The 14,819-nt window shown below is 74.4% G+C and carries 13 protein-coding genes and 1 CRISPR repeat array; of the genes, 7 read left to right on the forward strand and 6 right to left on the reverse strand.

The window, feature by feature from the left end; translation table 11 throughout:
- Positions 1-49 precede the first annotated feature (49 nt).
- The 5 genes from cas7e to cas2e are packed head-to-tail and all read left to right on the forward strand — an operon-like array spanning position 50 to position 4,076.
- Entirely contained in the window at positions 50-1,264 is a 1,215-nt protein-coding gene (gene cas7e / locus ACZ5GH_RS35040; RefSeq protein WP_464336338.1) for a type I-E CRISPR-associated protein Cas7/Cse4/CasC, read from the forward strand.
- A complete protein-coding gene (gene cas5e, locus ACZ5GH_RS35045) occupies positions 1,261-2,079 on the forward strand; it encodes a type I-E CRISPR-associated protein Cas5/CasD (protein WP_387755855.1) in 819 nt (272 codons plus the stop codon). Before cas7e ends, cas5e begins: the two co-directional genes overlap by 4 nt.
- Positions 2,076-2,732 carry a type I-E CRISPR-associated protein Cas6/Cse3/CasE gene (gene cas6e, locus ACZ5GH_RS35050; protein WP_387755857.1) on the forward strand — a complete coding sequence of 219 codons (657 nt, stop codon included), beginning with the start codon at positions 2,076-2,078 and terminating at the stop codon, positions 2,730-2,732. The genes cas5e and cas6e overlap by 4 nt, the downstream gene beginning before the upstream one ends.
- A 59-nt stretch (positions 2,733-2,791) precedes the next feature.
- Positions 2,792-3,715, forward strand: a complete 924-nt coding sequence (gene cas1e / locus ACZ5GH_RS35055; protein ID WP_387756177.1) for a type I-E CRISPR-associated endonuclease Cas1e — start codon at positions 2,792-2,794, stop codon at positions 3,713-3,715.
- A 40-nt stretch (positions 3,716-3,755) separates the two neighbouring features.
- Positions 3,756-4,076 (forward strand): type I-E CRISPR-associated endoribonuclease Cas2e, encoded by a 321-nt coding sequence (gene cas2e / locus ACZ5GH_RS35060; RefSeq protein ID WP_387755859.1) that lies wholly within the window; start codon positions 3,756-3,758, stop codon positions 4,074-4,076.
- 21 nt (positions 4,077-4,097) lie between these two features.
- Positions 4,098-5,893: direct repeats of the CRISPR family, unit length 29 nt; unit sequence GTCCTCCCCGCGCCAGCGGGGGTCAGCCG.
- Positions 5,894-5,989: 96 nt separating this feature from the next.
- Here cas2e and ACZ5GH_RS35065 read toward each other — a convergent pair.
- A complete protein-coding gene (locus ACZ5GH_RS35065; protein WP_464336339.1) occupies positions 5,990-6,895 on the reverse strand; it encodes a universal stress protein in 906 nt (301 codons plus the stop codon).
- A gap of 10 nt (positions 6,896-6,905) precedes the next feature.
- Positions 6,906-7,298 (reverse strand): DUF302 domain-containing protein, encoded by a 393-nt coding sequence (locus ACZ5GH_RS35070; RefSeq protein WP_464336340.1) that lies wholly within the window; start codon positions 7,296-7,298, stop codon positions 6,906-6,908.
- Positions 7,299-7,485: 187 nt separating this feature from the next.
- Between ACZ5GH_RS35070 and ACZ5GH_RS35075 the strand changes: the two genes are divergently transcribed.
- On the forward strand, positions 7,486-9,543 hold the full coding sequence (locus tag ACZ5GH_RS35075) for a GAF domain-containing sensor histidine kinase (protein ID WP_464336341.1): 2,058 nt from the start codon (positions 7,486-7,488) through the stop codon (positions 9,541-9,543).
- Positions 9,544-9,734: 191 nt separating this feature from the next.
- On the opposite strand, the gene ACZ5GH_RS35080 is transcribed toward ACZ5GH_RS35075, so the two are convergent.
- The gene (locus ACZ5GH_RS35080) at positions 9,735-9,950 is read right to left on the reverse strand and encodes a hypothetical protein (protein ID WP_387755867.1); all 216 of its coding nucleotides are present in this window, start codon (positions 9,948-9,950) and stop codon (positions 9,735-9,737) included.
- Between the two features lie 383 nt (positions 9,951-10,333).
- Between ACZ5GH_RS35080 and ACZ5GH_RS35085 the strand changes: the two genes are divergently transcribed.
- A complete protein-coding gene (locus ACZ5GH_RS35085) occupies positions 10,334-10,951 on the forward strand; it encodes a TetR-like C-terminal domain-containing protein (protein ID WP_387755869.1) in 618 nt (205 codons plus the stop codon).
- A 146-nt stretch (positions 10,952-11,097) separates the two neighbouring features.
- On the opposite strand, the gene ACZ5GH_RS35090 is transcribed toward ACZ5GH_RS35085, so the two are convergent.
- From ACZ5GH_RS35090 to ACZ5GH_RS35100, 3 genes are all read right to left on the reverse strand, one after another.
- The gene (locus ACZ5GH_RS35090) at positions 11,098-12,462 is read right to left on the reverse strand and encodes an FAD-dependent oxidoreductase (protein WP_401103455.1); all 1,365 of its coding nucleotides are present in this window, start codon (positions 12,460-12,462) and stop codon (positions 11,098-11,100) included.
- 162 nt (positions 12,463-12,624) lie between these two features.
- A complete protein-coding gene (locus ACZ5GH_RS35095; RefSeq protein ID WP_387755873.1) occupies positions 12,625-13,062 on the reverse strand; it encodes a glutaredoxin domain-containing protein in 438 nt (145 codons plus the stop codon).
- 85 nt (positions 13,063-13,147) lie between these two features.
- Entirely contained in the window at positions 13,148-14,650 is a 1,503-nt protein-coding gene (locus ACZ5GH_RS35100; protein ID WP_387755875.1) for an FAD-binding oxidoreductase, read from the reverse strand.
- Positions 14,651-14,819 lie beyond the last annotated feature (169 nt).

A 14,819-nucleotide genomic window follows, 5' to 3' on the forward strand; every position in this document is an offset into this window, starting at 1 on the left:
ACCCCGTACAGGCCACCACCGCGAACCATCCGACCCCCAGGAGCAGAGCATGCCCGGCCCCGACCGCACCACCGCCCGCTTCCTCGACATCCACGTCGTCCAGAGCGTCCCGTTCGCCAACCTCAACCGCGACGACAACAACTCCGTCAAGACCGTCCGCTACGGCGACACCGAGCGCACCCGCGTCAGCAGCCAGTCCTGGAAGCGCGCCGTGCGCGAGTACTTCCAGCAGAGCTTCGGTGAGCAGGCCCTGCGCACCCGCCGCATCGGCGCCCGCGTCACCCGCCTCCTCCAGGAGCAGCACGGTTGGCCCGCCGAACTCGCCCAGCGCGCCGGCCAGCACGTCGCCGCCGGCAGCAGCATCAAGTTCGAGACCAAGGACTCGCCCGTCGTCACCACCAACGCCATGGTCTACGTGCCCGAGACGGCCGTCGCCGAACTCGCCGCCATCGCCCAGGAGCACCGCGCCGAGCTCGAAAGCGCCAAGGACATCAAGAAGACCAGCGACAAGAGCGTCCTGCCCAAGGAGGCCGTCGACGCCGTCCTGCGCAGCCGCAACGGCGTCATCAACCTCTTCGGCCGCATGCTCGCCGAGGTCGACGACGCGGGCGTCGACGGCGCCGTACAGGTCGCCCACGCCCTCACCACCCACGGGACCGACGTCGAACTCGACTACTTCTCCGCCGTCGACGACGTCACCTCCGCCTGGGGCGACACCACCGGCAGCGCCCACATGGGCCACGCCGAGTTCAGCGCCGGCGTCTTCTACCGCTACGCCACCGTCGACCTCGCCGACCTCGCGGCCAACCTCGGCGGCGACCGCGCCGCCGCCCGAGAGCTCGCCGCCGGATTCGCCGAGGCCTTCATCCTCTCCCTCCCGCGCGCCAAGAAGACCGCCACCGCCCCGCACACCATCCCCGACCTCGTCCACATCGCCGTCCGCAGCGACCGCCCGCTCTCCTACGCCGCCGCCTTCGAACAGCCCGTCGCCTCCCACGAGAGCGGCGGCTACGGCCCCGCCTCCCGCACCGCCCTCGCCCGCTACGCCACCGCCGCCCACAAGCTCCTCGGCAAGCGCGGCACCGTCACCGCGGCCTGGGCCAGCCTGGAGGACAAGGACCTCCAGGGTCTGGGCACCCGCGTCGACTCCTTCCCGCAGCTCATCGACACCGCCATCGACGCGGCCTTCACCACCGACCGCACCGGCGCGGACACCGCTGCCCGCCCCGACGCCGCCTCCGTCACCGCCGGGGCCGGAGCATGAGCACTCCCACGCGGGGACTGCTGCTGCGCCTGGCCGCGCCGCTGCAGTCCTGGGGCGAGACCGGCCAGTTCAACGAACGCGACACCGCGCCCTTCCCCACCCGCTCCGGCGTCGTCGGCCTGCTCGCCGCAGCCCTCGGCCGGAAGCGCGGCGAGTCCATCGACGACCTCGCCACCCTCTCGCTGACGATCCGCACCGACCGGTCGGGTGTGATCCTGCGCGACCTGCACACCGTCGGCGGCGGCCTGCCCGCCGCCCGCACGGTCACCACCGCCGAGGGCAAGAAGCGCACCGGCGCCACCGCCACCCTGCTGTCCCACCGCTACTACCTCGCCGACGCGGCCTTCACCGCCGTCGTCACCGCGGCTCCCGACCGACTCGACGGGTGGGCGCAGGCGCTGCGGAACCCGCACTGGCCGCCCTACCTCGGGCGCCGCTCCTGCCCGCCCGAAGGCCCGCTGCTGCTCGGCCTGGTCGACGACCCCCTGCACCACCTCGTCCACCTGCCGATCGCCCGACGGGCCCGCGCGGGTAGCAAGACCGTCGACATCGTCTTCCACGGCGACCAGCCGCTCGACCGCCTCGGCGACCACCCCCAGCCCGGGAACGACGACGGCAGCACCCCCGCCGGAGAGGTCACCGACGACCCGCTCACCTTCCACCCCCGACGGCGGGCCTATCGCGCCCGTCCCCGCTACCAGCGCACCCTCACCCTGCCCGCCGACCGCTGCAAGGGCCTCGCCACCGGCTACCTCACTGCCCTCGGCGACTACCTGACCCGGCACACCACCAGCCCCGAAGGTATCCCCGCATGACCCTGTGGCTCACCCGCATCGTCCCCGACCCGCGCAGCCGCGACGCCCGCCGCGACAGCGCCGGCGCGGTCGACCTGCACCACCGCCTGATGTCGCTCTTCCCCGACCAGCTCGCCGACGACGAACCGCGCCGCCGCCTCGGCGTCCTCTTCCGCTGCGAGTCCACGCCCGCCGGCGACCAGATCCTCCTCCAGAGCGCCGAGCGGCCCGACCTGGACCGCCTCCCCGCCGGATACGGCCAGGCCGCGACCAAGACCCTCACCCCGCTCCTCGAAGCCCTCCGGCCCGGCCTGCACATCCGCTACCGCATCGCCGCCAACCCCATCCGCAGGCCCAGCCGAGCCACCCGCGAGCTCTACCGGCTCAAAGCCGTCATCCCCCTCCAGGGCACGGCCGCCGACGACTGGTGGGCCCGCCAGGCGGAGTCCTCCGGCCTGGACCTCGGCACCCTCCACTCCAGCCCCCTCGAAGCCGCCAAGGGCCACCGGCGCAGCGACCAACGGCCCGTCAGACACGACCGCGTCCTGTTCGAAGGCACCGCCGCCATCACCGACGCCGACCTCCTGCGCACCCGCCTCATCGACGGCATCGGCAAGGGCAAGGCCTACGGCTGCGGCCTCCTCAGCATCGCCCCCCACCGGGGGCCGCAGTGACCGCCCGCCGCCCCGACCCCGGCGGTGCCCGGCGCAAACTGGCCGCCCCCACCGTCGCCATGCTGCCCCGCATCGCCGACTCCCTCTCCTTCCTCTACCTCGACATCGTCCGCATCGTCCAGGACGACACCGGCGTCTGCGCCGAGGTCACCAGCCCCCACCGCGGCACCGAGACCGTCTACCTCCCCACCGCCGCCCTCAGCTGCGTCCTCCTCGGCCCCGGCACCTCCATCACCGCCCGGGCGCTGTCCACCCTCGCCCGCCACGGCACCACGGTCGTCATCGCCGGATCCGGCGGCGTCCGCTGCTACGCCGCCACCGTCCCCGAATCCCTCAGCACCACCTGGCTCGAACGCCAGGCCCGCGCCTGGGCCGACGACACCACCCGCCTGGCCGTCGCCACCGCCATGTACGAGCAGCGCTTCGGCCCCGGCACCGCCCCGGCGGGCAGCGGCCTCGCGCAACTGCGCGGCCTGGAAGGCCAACGGGTCAAGGCCCACTACCGCCTCCTCGCCCAGCAGCACCGCATCGGCCGCTTCCGCCGCAACTACGACCCGAACTCCTGGGACACCCAGGACCCGGTCAACCTCGCCCTCTCCGCCGCCAACACCTGCCTCTACGGCATCGTCCACGCGGCCGTCCTCGCCCTCGGCTGCTCGCCCGCGCTCGGCTTCGTCCACAACGGCAACCAGCAGGCCTTCGTCTACGACGTCGCCGACCTCTACAAGGCCGAACTCACCATCCCGCTCGCCTTCTCCCTCCACGCCTCCCCACAGCCCGAAGCCGACGCCCGCCGCGGCTTCCGCGACGGACTGCGCCTGTTCCGCCTGCTGCCGCGCATCGTCACCGACATCCAGCGCCTGCTCGCACCGGGCCAGGACATCACCCTCCCCGACCCGGAGGAGCAACTCGTCGACCTGTGGGACCCGGTCTCCGGCCCCATCCCGGGCGGGGTCAACTACGCGGGCGAGGAACTGCTGTGAGGCGGCCGTGCCGGTGTGCCTACCCGTTCAGGGGGCAACCATGGCAGCGATGACCGTCCTGTCCGCCACCGCAGTCCCCGACCACGTACGCGGCGCGCTCACCCGATGGCTCCTCGAAGTCACCCCGCAGCTCTACGTCGGCACCATCTCCGCCAAAGTGCGCGAGGAACTCTGGCACGCCGTCAGCGGCTGCGTCGGCGACGGCGTGGCGGTCCTGGTCCACACGGCGGCCAACGAACAGGGCTTCGAGCTGCGGACGGCGGGCGAGCAGCGGCGAAAGCCGGTGGACTTCGACGGGCTGACGCTCGTTGCGATGGCGGGGGTGCAGGTGAGCGATGGTCAAGAAACGGCAAAACCCTAGAAACGCTGCAGGTCAGGAAGTGTCCTCCCCGCGCCAGCGGGGGTCAGCCGGCCGTCGTCCTCGGCCCGTTCGGAGACCGCGCGTCCTCCCCGCGCCAGCGGGGGTCAGCCGTAGGGCGCGAACCGGTCGGCCTGCGAGGGCGCGTCCTCCCCGCGCCAGCGGGGGTCAGCCGCTCGTCTTCGGCAAGAACGACCAGCAGGACACGTCCTCCCCGCGCCAGCGGGGGTCAGCCGTCACCATCCAGGCGGAGCCGCCGCCGAGGATCGTCCTCCCCGCGCCAGCGGGGGTCAGCCACCGAGCCGCCCAGGCCCCGTACGGCCACCGTCGTCCTCCCCGCGCCAGCGGGGGTCAGCCGGCCCTCAACGACCACTACCACGACGACCTGTGGTCCTCCCCGCGCCAGCGGGGGTCAGCCGGCACTGCTCGCCGAGCAGCACACCGAGGACCCGTCCTCCCCGCGCCAGCGGGGGTCAGCCGGTTGATTCTCCGACGGCGGGCACCACCTCGGCGTCCTCCCCGCGCCAGCGGGGGTCAGCCGGGGCTGCTCGACCACGTCCAGTCCGTGCGCGAGTCCTCCCCGCGCCAGCGGGGGTCAGCCGCAGCTGGGGATCTCGACTGCCGATCTGACGGAGTCCTCCCCGCGCCAGCGGGGGTCAGCCGTCGAGTCTCGACAGCTACCGGCGCAAGGGCCCGTCCTCCCCGCGCCAGCGGGGGTCAGCCGGGGCCTCGGCCGGGAACAGCCCTGGGTACAGCGTCCTCCCTGCGCCAGCGGGGGTCAGCCGGCCCGGCGCACGGAGGCGATCCGGGACGCCGCGTCCTCCCTGCGCCAGCGGGGGTCAGCCGTCCCCGGACTTCTCGGAGTGGATGACGAGGCCGTCCTCCCCGCGCCAGCGGGGGTCAGCCGACCCCGCGACGGGGCTCTCCGAGTGGTACGAGGTCCTCCCCGCGCCAGCGGGGGTCAGCCGCTCGCCGACGCCCAGGGCCGACTCACCATGCTGTCCTCCCCGCGCCAGCGGGGGTCAGCCGTGGGCCATGGACGATGTGCCCATGCTGCTGACGTCCTCCCCGCGCCAGCGGGGGTCAGCCGGGCCTGGTCAACATGCACGGCCAGCAGTGGCCGTCCTCCCCGCGCCAGCGGGGGTCAGCCGTCGGTCGTGCCGGAGTCGGTCTTGGCCGGGGCGTCCTCCCCGCGCCAGCGGGGGTCAGCCGAACCGCAGCGAGTACCAGATCGACGACTGGGAGTCCTCCCCGCGCCAGCGGGGGTCAGCCGAGCGCCTCCGCCACCCTGACCACCGGCGGGCAGTCCTCCCCGCGCCAGCGGGGGTCAGCCGACGTGGGCACGCGAGCAGGCCATCGACTTGGAGTCCTCCCCGCGCCAGCGGGGGTCAGCCGCCGCCTCCACCGGCACTTCTTCCCTCCCGACGGTCCTCCCCGCGCCAGCGGGGGTCAGCCGAGCAGGTACTCGGGCACTGGGCTCCCTACTTCGTCCTCCCCGCGCCAGCGGGGGTCAGCCGTGCATGCTGTCCAAATTCCCCGATTTTGGGCTTGTCCTCCCCGCGCCAGCGGGGGTCAGCCGTTGTACAGTGCATGGCCATCAGCAATTGCCATGTCCTCCCCGCGCCAGCGGGGGTCAGTCGGCGAACCCGCCGGTGGTGACCTCGGGGCGGTGGTCCTTCCCGCGCCAGCGGGGGTCAGCCGGCACGGCTGCAGGCCGCGTTCCGGGCGATCCCGTCCTCCCCGCGCCAGCGGGGGTCAGCCGCGCGCCGCGTCCATGGCCCAAGCCGTCTGGTCCTCCCCGCGCTAGCGGGGGTCAGCCGGGCCCGTCACTGCCGGCGATTATGTTGTCTGATCCTCCCTGCTCCGGGGGGATCGTTGCGACGCGTGACAGCACAAGGGCGGCAGGGTGGCCCCGGTCACGCGTGGGGGACGAGGGCGACCGGGCAGTGCACGTGGTGGATCGCGGCGTGGGCGACGGGGCCCAGGTGGGCGCCGAGCAGGGTGCGGCGGATGCGGCGGCCGATGACGAGGAGGCGGGCTCCGGTCGCCGCGTCCACCAGGGCGGTGGAGCGGCTGCCCTGGATCAGGTCGGCGGTCACCGACACCTCGGGGTGGCGCTCGCGCCAGGGGTCCAGCTGTTCGGCGAAGCGGGTCCGCTCGACGGCGGAGAGTTCGCCCTTCAGTCCGCCGACGGCCTGGAGCGCCATGTACTCGCTGGAGACCGGCGGGGACCAGATGTGCACCACCCGCAGCGGGGCCCGGCGCCGGATGGCGGCGTCGAAGGCGAAGGCCAGGACGTCGTCCATCGGGTGGGCCAGGTCGAGGCCGACCAGGACCGGGCCCTCGGGCTCGGCCGCCTCCGCCCGGACCAGCACCACCGGGCAGCCCGCCCGGCGCAGCACCTCCTGGCTCACCGAGCCGACCAGGAAGCCGCGCACCGCGCCGAGGCCGCGGGAGCCCAGGACGAGCAGGGCGGCCGAGTTCCCGGCCGCCTCCAGGGCCTCGGCCGGGTCGGTCGGGACGATCGACGAGGTGACCGGGCCGGGCCCGGCCAGTGGGCGCAACTCCTCGGTCCGGAACGCCAGTTGGTCCATCGCGTGCCGGTAGGTCTCCTCGCTGCCGACCACGTCCTGGCGCGGCCACGGCCAGGCCTGCAGGACGTCCAGCGGGCAGCCGCGGCGCCGCGCCTCGTGGGCGGCCCACTCGGTGGCGGCGAGGCTCTCGGGGGATCCGTCGTATCCGACGACGACGGGTTCGGTGGCGACGGGTTCGGTGGCGGCCGGTTCGGCGGGGACTGGCGTGGTGGCGGCGGGTTCGGTCATGGTCTGCTCCTCATCCGCGCAGGGTGTCCAGGGCGGCGGTCAGCCGCTGCGCCGCCTCGTCCGCGACGCCGCCGAGCCCGCCCCCGGGCCCCGCCAGGGTGACCATCGTCTGCGGGTCGACGGCCTCCACCACCGTGGCGCCGCCGTCCGTCCGCACCACCACGTTGCACGGCAGCAGCAGCCCGATGCGGGGGTCGGCCTGGAGCGCGCGGTGGGCGAGGGCGGGGTTGCAGGCCCCGAGGATAAGGTAGTCCTCGATCTCCGCACCGATCTTCTCCCGCAGGGTGGCCCGGACGTCGATGGTGGTCAGGACGCCGAACCCCTGCTCCTTGAGCGCGGCGGTGACCGCCTCCACCGCCTGCGCGAACGGCTGGTCGAGCCGTACGCCGAGACCGTATCCCATGGTTCCTCCGTAAGAATCCGGGCCGCCCCAGTATCGGCGGGCGCCGGGTCGGCCGCCTCTCGGAGCCGACCGCGCCGGGAGCGTTCGGCCGCCCCGGCGGCCGGCGGGGCCGTTGCCTCATGCGCCCGGGACAACGGGTGGCGCAGACTGCAGAGATCGGCGGGAGCCCGGCGGCGAAAGGGCGGACATGGCTGCGGAGATCACGCGAAGAGCCCGGTGGCGGCCGCGGTCCGGGCCGGCGGAGCGGCAACTGGCCGCGGCCGGGCTGTGCGCGCTGGTCTGCCTGGTGGCCGGCGGCCTGTGGGTCGGGTACGTGCTGACCCACCTCGGAGCACCCGGGACGGCGACGCCCGTGCGCCTGCTGCCGGAACTCGGCTACGGCCTCGCCGCCGTCGCCGGCGGGGTGCTGCTGCACGCCCACCGGCCCGGCAACCAGCTCGGCTGGGTGCTCCTCGCGTACGGGACGGCGGTGATCGTCCCGCTCGCCGCCCAGACCCCGCTCTGGGGGCAGGCGGCCGACTCGCACGTGGTCGGGGCGGTGGTGATCCTGGTGGGGGTGGGCTACCTCGTCGACGGCACCCTGTGGCACGCGCTGCCGTTGTGGCTGCCGTACGGGAGACTGCCGAGCAGGCGCTGGTGGTTCGCGGTCGGAGCCGTGGCCGTGTGGAGGCTGCCTCCGTCGCTCTACGTGCTCTCCGAGCCCACCGTCTTCGGCCGGCCCAATCCGTTCGCCGGCAGTGCCGTCGCGAAGTGGCTGGACGGCTTCAACGGCCGGATGCTCGATGCCCAGCTCGCCGTGTTCGTCGCGCTGACCGTCCTGGTGGTGCTGGTTCCGCTCGCCCGGATCCGCGGGGTGTCCCGGCGGCGCCGGCAGAACGTGCTGATCGCCCTCGGCGTGTACCTGCTGTGGGGGGCGGCCGACTTCGGCGACTACTTCGGACACAGCACGGCCTCGCTCGTCGCCTTCGCCGTCACCTCGGCGCTCTGGACGGTCACCCTGGCCGCCGTGGTGGTCCGGGACGGCTCCTGGCGGCTGGACCGGGCGGCCCGACGGGTGCTGGTCGGCCTGCTGGTGGCCGCCGGACTGGCCCTGGTGTTCCTGGCGGTGGCCCGACTGCTCTCCACCATGCTGATGCCGGGCCAGGGCCTCGGAGGACTGCTGGTGGTCGCCGCGATCTTCCTGCTGGCGGTCGGTCTGCCCCGGGGCGTGCACTGGACCTCCGGACTGGTCGACCGCTGGTACTACGGCTCGCGCGCGCAGCCGTACCAGGTGCTGCGCAGCCTCGCGGGCCGGGTCAGCCAGACCGTCGACCCGCAGGAGGTGCCGGCCGTGCTGTGCCGCACCGTGAGTGACGAACTACTGCTGCCCGGTGTGGAGTTGACCGTCACCACGCGCAGCGGTGAGCGGTCGCTGGCCGCCGTGGGCGAACGCTCCGGCAGCGGGGAGGGCTTCCCCCTGGTGCACCGCGGGGAACAGATCGGACGGCTCACCGTCGCCCCCCGCGAGGGGCAGCGGGTGCTGGACGACAGCGACCGAGACGTCCTGCGTTCGCTGGCCGACCAGGCCGCGCCCGCCGTCGCCTCGCTCCAGCTGACGGAGGACCTGCGGGCCAGCCGCGAACAGATCGTCGCCGCCCGCGAGGAGGAGCGCCGCCAGCTGCGCCGGGACATCCACGACGGCCTCGGCCCGATGCTGGCCGGGCTGCGGCTGCGCCTCCAGGGCGCCGCGGCGGTTGACGACCCGGCGTGCTACGCGGTGGTGCTGGACCGGGTCGCGGACGACCTCGCCACGGCGGTCCGGGAGGTCCGGCGGATCACCGACCGGCTCGGGCCCACCGCGCTGGGTGACTACGGTCTGTCACTGGCGCTGAGCCGGCTGGCCGAGACCTTCAGCGGCCCGGATCTCGCCGTCGCCACCCGGCTGGAGCCCGATCCGCTGCCGGCCCTGCCGGCCGCCGTCGAGGTCGCGGTGTACCGGATCACCGCGGAGGCGCTCAACAACGTGCTGCGCCACGCCCGGGCGGGAAGTGCCACGGTGTCCGTCCAGGTCGACGACGGGCACCTGGAACTCGACGTCGAGGACGACGGGCGGGGGCCCGGTCACGGCCCTCCGGAGATCCCGGGGGTGGGGCTCCGGTCGATGTCCGAGCGGGCGGCGGAGATCGGCGGCCGTTGCACCGTGGACGCCCTGCGGCACGGTACCCGGGTGCACGCGGTGCTCCCGCGCCGGCCCGCGAGCGGCTGACCCGGCGCCTCCGACCGCAGTGCCCGAGCGCCCGAGCACCCGAGCGCTCAAGCGGGTGAACGGGCGAGCGCCCGAGCGGGCGAGCGGCGACCGGCTCGGGCGCGCGGTGCAGCGAAGAGGCCCCCGGCTCGCGACGGGTGGCGGCCGGGGGCGGGGGACGGGATTCGTAGGGAACGAGGGGCGGCGGGGGTTCAGCAGTGGTTCGGCGGTGTGCAGCGGCGGTCGCTGCGGGTGCCGAGAGCCGTACCGGTGTCGGTGGTGACGGGGCGGCGCCGTCCCGCTCCCGAGGCGCCCTCGGCGCCCGGGACCGGGCACCGGCACGCCCGGGCGGCGGCGACGCTCACGGCGGCGAATACCGCGGCGGCACCGGCCGCCACCAGCGCCGCGCCGGCCGTTCTGTCGGTCATGGGGTCCTCCACGGGGTTCCGCAGGCGGTCCGCTTCGACCTGCTCCTCCATGCCACCGCCAGTAGTGCCCCAACCGCATGGGGCCACGGTCCCGTCCCGGTCCCGTCGTACGGATCGGTCGTCACGCACGGGTGGGGTGGTCACGCACAGGAGGGGTGGTCACGTACGGGTGGAGGGCACCGCACGGCGCAACCTGGAAGACGGCGGGAACGGGTTCGTTCACTAACATCGACAGTAGCCCCCGGCTATGTCGGGGCTTAAGGGAATCGTGATAGAGGAAATGCCCCACCATTCGCGCGACCGGCCCGGCATTTCCCGGAGATCCGCGGCGCGCGCGTGGAGCGACGGGACCGAGGAAAGGCGACTGAAGAAGGTGCGCAACCATGACCGCTGAGATGGATGCCGGGCACGGAACGGTGACGGGCACCCCGCTGCGCCGGCGCGGCGAGGCGCTGGAGAGCGCCATCTACGAGGCGGTCCTCCAGCAGCTCACCACCGACGGCTACGCCCGGCTGACCATGGAGGGAGTGGCCGCCGCCGCGCAGACCGGCAAGGCCGCGCTCTACCGCCGCTGGCCGTCCAAGGAGGAGCTGGTCAAGGACGCGCTGCGGGCCAGCCTGCCGCCGTCCGGCCCGGCCCCCGACACCGGCAGCCTGCGCGGGGACCTGCTGGAGGTGGTCACCAGGCTGCGCGCCGCGATGTTCAGCGAGCTCGGCGCCGCGGTGCGGGCGATCATGAGCGAACTCGACCACCAGCGGGCGCACGCCTTCGTGGAGATCGTGCTGGAACGGGTGGTCCGGCCGACGACGGCGCTGATCGCCGAGGTGCTGGACCGCGGCACCACGCGCGGCGAGGTCCGCCCCGGGGCGGTCACGCCGCTGGTGACCGACCTGGTGCCGGCGCTGATGCTCTACCGGATCAAGATGTGCGGCGGGGACGCGGTCCAGCTCGACCCGGCGGAGATCGTGGACGAGTTGCTCCTGCCGATCGTCCGCGCCTGACGGGCGCGGTCACCGGGCGGCGCCGCCATCCATCCGACAGTGCGGTCGCCGGATGGGTGTTCATCAGCCGGTGTGGTCATCCGCCGAAATCCCGTGGGAGTGCTCCGGGTGGAATTCCCACGGGATTTCGGCGGCCCCCGCGGGGCTCAGGCCCCGCTGTGGCGGAGCATGTCCTCGCGCTCGACGACCTTCACCCGCTCGCGCTGCTCGGCCTCGCCGAGCGCGCGCTCGTGGGCGTCCAGCAGCTGCCAGCCCGCCCAGGTGGTGAAGCGGACGCCCTGGGCGCGCAGGTGCTCCTCGACGGCCGCCGGGTCCGGCTCGGCGGCGCCGGGCAGGCGGTCGGCGGCGTGGTCGTCCAGCAGGCAGGCGACGGTCTCGTTGGCGTCGCCCTTGGTGTGGCCGATCAGGCCGACCGGGCCGCGCTTGATCCAGCCGGTGACGTACGTGGCGGTGCGGTGCGAGCCGTCGCCGTCCAGGACCCGCCCGGCCTGGTGCGGGACGGTGCCCGAGGCCGGGTCGAAGGGCAGCTTGGGCAGCTCGTCGGAGTAGTAGCCGACCGCGCGGTAGACCGACTGCACGTCCCAGTCGGTGAACCGCCCGGTGCCGCGCACGTTGCCGGTGCCGTCGAGCTCGGTGCGCTCGGTGCGCAGGCCGACCACCCGGCCGTCCTCGCCGAGCACCTCCACCGGGGACTCGAAGAAGTGCAGGTACACCCGGTGCGGACGGTCGCCGACGTCCCGGATCGCCCAGTTCTCCAGCGTCGAGGCGACCAGGTCGACGTGCTTGACCGCGCGGCGCTCGGCGATCGAGCCCTCGTCGTACTCGATGTCCTCGGGGGCGACGATCACCTCGATGGTGGGGGAGTGGTCCAGCTCGCGCAGCTCCATCGGGCTGAACTTGGCCTGGGCGGGGCCGCGGCGGCCGAAGACGTGCACCTCGACGGCCCGGTTGCGCCGCAGGCCCTCGTGGACGTTCGGCGGGATCTCGGTGGGCAGCAGCTCGTCGGCGGTCTTGGCGAGGATCCGGGCGACGTCCAGGGCGACGTTGCCGACGCCGAGGACGGCGACCTTCTCGGCCTCCAGCGGCCAGGTCCGGGGCACGTCCGGGTGGCCGTCGTACCAGGAGACGAAGTCGGCGGCGCCGTAGGAGCCGTCGAGGTGGATCCCGGGTATGTCCAGGGCGCGGTCGGCCATCGCTCCGGTGGAGAAGACCACGGCGTCGTAGAAGCGGTGCAGGTCGTCCAGCGCGAGGTCGTTCGGGTAGTCGACGTTGCCGAACAGCCGGACCTGGGGCTTGTCCAGCACCTGGTGCAGGGCCGTGACGATGCCCTTGATGCGCGGGTGGTCGGGCGCGACCCCGTAGCGGATCAGGCCGAACGGGGCGGGCATCCGCTCGAACAGGTCGATCGAGACACCGGGGGCCTGGGCGGCGTCGGACTTCAGCAGGGCGTCCGCGGCGTAGATGCCGGCGGGGCCGGCTCCGACGATCGCGACTCGGATCGGGCGGGGCATGACGAGTGGTCCTCCGGTCGGGCGCGGCGCAAAGGTGGTCCGAACCTTTGTAGCAAACCCTACGAATGACCAGGGAAGTAGGCGGTGGTGATCTATGACGTCATAGAGCCGGCCTATGGCTCGGGGCCGGCGGAGCGATCGGTGCTGACCGCCGCCCTTCGGTCAAGCCGCGGCGGGAACCAGGGCGCGCACCCAGGCGGGGTCGGGGTTGGTGTGCGGCCGGCCGTCGACAACGACGGTCGGGACGGTCTCGTTGCCGTCGTTGGCCGCCCGGACCGCGGCCGCCGCCTCCGGGTCGCGCCAGATGTCGACCCAGTGCAGCTGTCGGGCCGACCGGCCCAGCCGGAGGCGCAGTCGCAGGCAGTACTTGCAGCCGGGGCGCCAGTAGACCACCGGTCGGCCGTCGGCCGCGCTGCGGCGCCGGGCCTCCGCCGCGCCGATCGGTTCCGGGAACGGCAGCGGCGAGTGCAGGCCCGCGAGCGCCGCGAACAGCAGCAGGTGGAGCACGGCCAGGCCGGGACGTCCGCCGACGGCCGTTCCGGCCGCGACGGCCGCGCCGCAGAGCGCGAACAGCAGCGGCAGCTTCCACACACGTGTCATGACGGCCCACCCTATCCGGGAAGTCGGCCGCCCCGGGGGCGGTCAGGAGACCCCGGGCCGGATCGGCCCGTCGATGCCGGTGACGCTACGCGGCCGCCACGGACTGGGGGAAGGCGAAGACCCCGTCCGGGTCGTAGCGGCGGGCCACGTCCTTCAGCCGGGGCAGGTTCCCGCCGTAGTAGGCGCGGCCCCAGTCGGGCAGCGTGCCGTCGATGTAGTTGACGTACGCGCCGTGCGCGCCGAGAGCGGCCAGCCCGTCGCGGATCCTGTTCACGGTGGTCCGGACCCGGTCCTCGCTGATCGACGTGGCGCCGGCGTAGACCTGGGCGGTGGCGAGCGAGTCGCGGTGGGGGAAGGCGGTGGCGTCGGGGGCGAGTTCGCCGACGGCGCCGCCCAGGGAGTCGAGCAGCAGGTCGACGCCGGTGCGGCCGGCCATCAGCGCCGTGACCCCCGCCGGGTCGAGCGGTGCCGGTCCCAGTACCCGGGAGACCGCGACGAAGCCGGCCCGGGGCAGGATGCCGCCCTCCCAGGTGGGGTGGCACTGGGCGATGGTGTCGTTCGAGCAGCCCGCCATGAACTTCATGGCGCCGAGGTAGTCCCTGGGGGAGACGGTGCGCGAGGCCGGGGTGGTGCCGGCCGCCGTCACCAGGCGGTCGAGCAGGGGGTTCGCGCCGCTCGGGTCGCCCACGTAGCAGCCCACGATCCGGCAGCCGGGCGGCGTGCCGCCGGAGATCTGGCAGCTGGCCCAGAGCTCGTACGGGGCCGCGGCGACCCACTGCTGCCAGGCCCCCAGCACCTGGGTCACCGAGCCGGCCGGGAAGGCGAGCACGAAGACGGTCAGGCCGGGAGCGGGGGCGGTGGCGAAGGCGAACCGGGTGACGATGCCGAAGTTGCCTCCGCCGCCGCCGCGCAGCGCCCAGTACAGGTCGGGCTCCGTGGTGGGCGAGGCGGTGAGCAGGCGCGAGTCGGCGGTGACCACGTCGGCAGCGGTCAGCCGGTCGCAGGTGAGCCCGTACCTGCGGGTCAGCACGCCGAGGCCGCCGCCCAGGGTCAGGCCGCTGACCCCCACGGTCGGGCAGCTGCCGCCCGGGAGCAGCCGGCCCGCGTCGGCGAGCGCCGCGTACACCTCGATCAGGCGGGCGCCGGCGCCGATCTCCGCGGTGCCGTCGGGCTGCACCCGGACGTCGGCCATCCGGCGCAGGTCGATCACCAGGCCGCGGGCGGGGATGCCGTACCCGAGGTAGCCGTGGCCGCCGCCGCGGGCCGCGATCGGGATCCCGTGCCCGCGGGCCACGTCCAGGCAGGCCCGGACGTCGTCGGCGGACACGCACTGCGCCACGGCGGCGGGGAGCCGGCCGTCGTTCAGCGTGTTGTAGCCGAGCCGGGCGGTCCCGTACCCGGGGTCGGCGGGGAGCACCAGCCGGGTGCCCAGGCGGTTCCGCAGCGCCTTCCAGTCGGGCGGTGCGGCCGCCCAGCCGCGGTCGCGGGGCGGGAAGGCCACGAGTGCCCGGGCGGGGGTGCCGCCGGCGGCCACCGCCGTGGCGGCGGCGCCGAGGGCGGTGAGGAAGCGTCGTCGGTTCAGGTTCATGGCGGGCCCTTCTCCCGGCGTCCGGCGCACGGGGGCTTCCAGCCGATCGTCACGCGGCGACGGCGGTCGGGCCTGCGGAGCTGAGCCTTCCGGCGCACCGGATCGGGGAGGGGGACGGGAGAGGAGGGGAGGGGGTGGGGATGGGGCGGGGACGGGGGCCCGGGGCAAG

This window comes from Kitasatospora sp. Xyl93, assembly GCF_055383135.1.

Coding starts and splice junctions, on each gene's coding strand:
- ACZ5GH_RS35095 (WP_387755873.1), bottom strand. CDS start 13,062: ATGACACGTGTGTGGAAGCTGCCGCTGCTGTTCGCGCTCTGCGGCGCG.
- cas5e (WP_387755855.1), top strand. CDS start 1,261: ATGAGCACTCCCACGCGGGGACTGCTGCTGCGCCTGGCCGCGCCGCTG.
- cas7e (WP_464336338.1), top strand. CDS start 50: ATGCCCGGCCCCGACCGCACCACCGCCCGCTTCCTCGACATCCACGTC.
- ACZ5GH_RS35090 (WP_401103455.1), bottom strand. CDS start 12,462: ATGCCCCGCCCGATCCGAGTCGCGATCGTCGGAGCCGGCCCCGCCGGC.
- ACZ5GH_RS35065 (WP_464336339.1), bottom strand. CDS start 6,895: ATGACCGAACCCGCCGCCACCACGCCAGTCCCCGCCGAACCGGCCGCC.
- cas2e (WP_387755859.1), top strand. CDS start 3,756: ATGGCAGCGATGACCGTCCTGTCCGCCACCGCAGTCCCCGACCACGTA.
- ACZ5GH_RS35080 (WP_387755867.1), bottom strand. CDS start 9,950: ATGACCGACAGAACGGCCGGCGCGGCGCTGGTGGCGGCCGGTGCCGCC.
- ACZ5GH_RS35085 (WP_387755869.1), top strand. CDS start 10,334: ATGACCGCTGAGATGGATGCCGGGCACGGAACGGTGACGGGCACCCCG.
- ACZ5GH_RS35100 (WP_387755875.1), bottom strand. CDS start 14,650: ATGAACCTGAACCGACGACGCTTCCTCACCGCCCTCGGCGCCGCCGCC.
- cas6e (WP_387755857.1), top strand. CDS start 2,076: ATGACCCTGTGGCTCACCCGCATCGTCCCCGACCCGCGCAGCCGCGAC.
- ACZ5GH_RS35070 (WP_464336340.1), bottom strand. CDS start 7,298: ATGGGATACGGTCTCGGCGTACGGCTCGACCAGCCGTTCGCGCAGGCG.
- ACZ5GH_RS35075 (WP_464336341.1), top strand. CDS start 7,486: ATGGCTGCGGAGATCACGCGAAGAGCCCGGTGGCGGCCGCGGTCCGGG.
- cas1e (WP_387756177.1), top strand. CDS start 2,792: ATGCTGCCCCGCATCGCCGACTCCCTCTCCTTCCTCTACCTCGACATC.